This window comes from Rhodothermales bacterium, from assembly GCA_017643395.1.
Taxonomy (GTDB): Bacteria; Bacteroidota; Rhodothermia; order Rhodothermales; family UBA10348; genus JABDJZ01.
Map to the genome: position 1 here is coordinate 1 of JAEPNP010000020.1, position 256 is coordinate 256.

The 256-nt window shown below is 53.1% G+C and carries 1 rRNA gene (cut by a window edge); it reads left to right on the plus strand.

The features are described 5' to 3' along the window. Nucleotides 1–176 precede the first annotated feature (176 nt). Nucleotides 177–256: ribosomal RNA gene (locus JJ896_18585) — 23S ribosomal RNA — on the plus strand; its annotated part runs 271 nt beyond the window's last position; the annotation flags it as partial.

Here is a 256-nt window from a genome sequence, read left to right on the forward strand (position 1 = left end):
TCGGGCAAGCTGTTGGATCGGGTGCTTCCTCGCCCGCCTGACAGTATGCTTTGCAGAAAAGAGCAGCGTTGACCAAGTCAAGTACACTAACCAGGTGCATTCTTAGGAATGTACCTATTGTTCCTGCTGACCGACATCAGCAGGAGCGGGATAGTATGCTTTTGGTTCAGAAGAATGGGCCGGTTGTTACCAGCTTCCAGCCCGTGTCAGGCGCGAGCCTGTCTTTTTCTGGATCAAATCAAGCGCGAGAAGGGCG